This is a genomic window from Microcystis sp. M169S2 (genome assembly GCF_020245865.1).
Taxonomy (GTDB): Bacteria; Cyanobacteriota; Cyanobacteriia; order Cyanobacteriales; family Microcystaceae; genus Microcystis; species Microcystis ichthyoblabe_A.
The window spans coordinates 1-3,026 of record NZ_JADBUB010000193.1; the positions used below are offsets into that span (position 1 = coordinate 1).

Genomic DNA, 3,026 nt, shown 5'->3' on the forward strand with positions numbered 1-3,026 from the left:
AAGCTTAAATCCAGCGAAAATGCAATTAATTTCTGGATTTATTGATACATATCTTAATCTTAATCCAGTGGAAGAGAGACAATTCCAAGAAGAGATTAGCACATTTAGTCAACCCGTACAGGAGGGAGTTATGCAAATTACTACCAGTTGGATGCGTCAAGGTATTGAACAAGGTATTGAACAAGGTATCGAACAAGGTATTGAACAAGGTATTGAACAAGGTATTGAACGTGAAAAGACATTGATTCTTCGTCAACTTAAACGCAAGTTAGGGGAGATTAATCCTTCATTAGAAACTCAAATTATGCAGTTAAGTATTGATAATGTCGAAGTATTAGGAGAAGCTTTATTCGACTTCTCTACGGTTGAAGATTTAATCAATTGGTTAAATACTTTAACTGCCTAGCTTTGACTTTGGTGATCGCATCTTCGCAACAACCCGCAATTGAGAACTGAGAAACCGGGTTTCTTCGAGAAACCCGGTTTCTTGTAATAAATGTTAATTTCTGTCACAAGGATATTGAAAGATTGGGGATTGTTTGCATAAAATAGCCACAGTCATATTTTCCAGTCAATGTCATTACTTCTACTCCGTTGCCGATTCTTCCTGCTGTTGACGATGTTTTGTTCAATTTTGCTGAATCTGATGGCTTGAGTTAAGTTAATCAGGTGAATAGTGCGAGAAATCAGGGTTTAACCGCACGCGAATTAAATACTGGGGCGAAAATAGCGGCTTCCAGTGGACGGGTAGGAAATGCATCCTTGACAGGAAGTTGGGAATTAGAGGTGAGTTTCCCGGTGACAAAGGGAGAGAATAAAACCTTTGTTGAAACATTAGCTAAGATGTAGATGTAGGTTGCTCTAATGGGAAGTTTTGTGACGACAAGTAGCATTGATGATATTTATGGGGAGTAATGAATCTAGAGGATCGCCTAACTTTCTGATTGACAGCGACTCGCCATGAACCAAACAACCGCCAATTATGATGAACCCTGAAAAGAAGCATTAACCGAGTATTTTGAAGCGTTTTTATACTTTTTCTTTCCCGAAGTTCACCAATTGATTGATTGGACAAAAATTCCCGAATCCCTAGAAAAATAACTCAAACGGATTACCGCTTCAGCTAAGACAAAAAAACGTTTCGCTGACAAAATCTGTTCAGTTATCAGCTACCAGTTACCAGTTATCATTTATCAGTGACTAATTATCTGTTGCCAAAGCAGACTTGTCAGAATATAGTATGGAAAACAAGCATAATCTTGGCAAAACTATGTATCATCAACGACTAGCTAGACCTGAAGATGCAATAGCGATCGCTCCTCTTTGGCGAGATTTTGCTCAAAGGCGATCGGATGCTGATCCCTCGATCAATCTGAAACCTGATTTTGACTATGAAGGATATGTGAGGTATCAGCTTAAAAAACCGCTATCTTTCGGTTTTGTCTTGGAATATGAGCAGCAAATCGTCGGGTTTCTCTTTACTTATGTTTATGATGAGACCCCACCTCCCCAGATTTCTGCTTTGGAAATGTGGGAAAATCCTTTCATTCCCCGTCGTGTGGGTGCAGTTTTGGGGATGTATGTTAAAGAAAAGCACCGCAAACCGGACACGATTAATTTGTTGATTAAAGCGGCGATTGCTAAAGCGGAAGAACTAAAGGTTAGCGATATTGACTTATTAATCAGTATAGATCAGCAAGGGATTCAGGTATTATTAGAACGCTTGGGCTTTGTTAAAGCCGCGATTCAATATACAAAACATTTTAACATATCGGAGAAGAATTTACCGAATTTACACCAGGCTCATTTAAGGCTAATAGAAAAGGAAGTTATACCGACTGGAACAATTGTTTTAAGGGATGTAAAAACTCAAGAAATTGTCAAGAATTCTCAAGGAAAACCAATTTTTTTAGAGCCAGTTAGGGATGCAGCAGGAAAGGCTTTGACGAGTTCGATGGGTTTACCGATTTATCCTCTCCCTTTACAAGATCCGAATACTCATAATTTTGTCTTTGATGAGGAAGAAAATCTCATCTTATGTCCTATCTTACAAGAGCTAGGGGGTGAGGTAGTAGAATTTGGAGGAATCCCTCAATTTTGTCCACCTGTTTATGAACAAGTAGATGGGAAATTATGCTTAAAGCAAGATAGTAATGGCAATTATGTTTTTGCAGAAGTAGAACGGGATGAGTCGGGGAAAATTAGGCGATTACCAGAAGGAAAACCACTCTTTAAATCCACCAATTGATCTTTAAACTCTCTGGCTCTTCGGTTTGTGTTATGCAATGGACGGGGATTATAAGGGATGGAACCCTTATAGAGAAAGGCATTTAGCGATTTTTGTCAATTATTTTTGCTCTAGAGCGAACTAATCAATTAAGTCTTTTGCCAGATAAGGATTTAGTCGATTTATGTCCCCCTATCGAACCATACCAAGTAACGAAGAACCAACTCTCTAGAAAACGGGTTTCTTGAAGAAACCCGTTTTCTGTGGGGTTTTTTGCGGGAAGCATCCCCATCTCCTCGTAGGTTAAGGGGGTGAGATCATAACAATCCGTTGCCAAAACCGACTTTTCAGAATACAATAGACAAGAGTAGTCATTCATCGTTCAGATTAGTTAAGATGACATTACATGACTAATAATATTGACCATGATCGCTTATTTAAGGAGTTAATCTCCACCTTTTTTGTCGAATTTATCGAGTTGTTTTTCCCTCAATTGATAGATTATTTAGATAGGGACTCGATTACTTTTTTAGACAAAGAAGTATTTACCGATGTCACGGAAGGAGAAAGGTATGAAAGCGATTTAGTCGCACAGGTTAAGTTTCGAGGAAAAGAATCTTTTTTTCTGATTCATGTAGAGGCGCAGGAAAGTTCCCAAAAGTGGTTTAACCGGCGAATGTTTACTTATTTTGCTCGCTTTCATGAGAAATTTGTCTTACCGATTTATCCGATTGTAATTTTTTCTTATTCAAAGCCAAAAAGAGCAGCGATTAGTCAATATGTAGTCGATTTTCCCGAT

Annotated in this window: 5 protein-coding genes and 2 pseudogenes; 6 read left to right on the forward strand and 1 reads right to left on the reverse strand. The window is 38.4% G+C overall.

Going from position 1 to position 3,026, the window contains the following annotated elements; all coding sequences use genetic code 11:
- The 5 genes and pseudogenes from IM485_RS18370 to IM485_RS18380 form a co-directional block, all read left to right on the forward strand.
- A partial coding sequence (locus tag IM485_RS18370) for a DUF4351 domain-containing protein (protein WP_287744859.1) occupies window positions 1–406 on the forward strand: 406 nt, incomplete at its 5' end.
- A gap of 173 nt (window positions 407–579) precedes the next feature.
- Window positions 580–657 (forward strand): annotated as a pseudogene (locus IM485_RS23065) (DUF4347 domain-containing protein); the annotation flags it as partial.
- Between the two features lie 12 nt (window positions 658–669).
- Complete coding sequence (locus tag IM485_RS18375) at window positions 670–849, forward strand: DUF4347 domain-containing protein (protein WP_238142059.1); 180 nt, start codon at window positions 670–672, stop codon at window positions 847–849.
- Window positions 850–960: 111 nt separating this feature from the next.
- Window positions 961–1,164, forward strand: a pseudogene (locus IM485_RS23070) (hypothetical protein); the annotation flags it as partial.
- 76 nt (window positions 1,165–1,240) lie between these two features.
- Window positions 1,241–2,248, forward strand: a complete 1,008-nt coding sequence (locus tag IM485_RS18380; RefSeq protein WP_287744862.1) for a GNAT family N-acetyltransferase — start codon at window positions 1,241–1,243, stop codon at window positions 2,246–2,248.
- 124 nt (window positions 2,249–2,372) lie between these two features.
- On the opposite strand, the gene IM485_RS18385 is transcribed toward IM485_RS18380, so the two are convergent.
- The gene (locus tag IM485_RS18385) at window positions 2,373–2,606 is read right to left on the reverse strand and encodes a hypothetical protein (protein ID WP_287744864.1); all 234 of its coding nucleotides are present in this window, start codon (window positions 2,604–2,606) and stop codon (window positions 2,373–2,375) included.
- A 27-nt stretch (window positions 2,607–2,633) separates the two neighbouring features.
- Here IM485_RS18385 and IM485_RS18390 point away from each other — a divergent pair.
- Window positions 2,634–3,026: Rpn family recombination-promoting nuclease/putative transposase (locus tag IM485_RS18390; RefSeq protein WP_287744867.1), on the forward strand; the 393-nt coding region annotated here is incomplete at its 3' end.

What these genes read in the sequence shown, in the direction of transcription:
- IM485_RS18380 (WP_287744862.1), top strand. Translation starts at nt 1,241, where the DNA reads ATGGAAAACAAGCATAATCTTGGCAAAACTATGTATCATCAACGACTA.
- IM485_RS18385 (WP_287744864.1), bottom strand. Translation starts at nt 2,606, where the DNA reads ATGAATGACTACTCTTGTCTATTGTATTCTGAAAAGTCGGTTTTGGCA.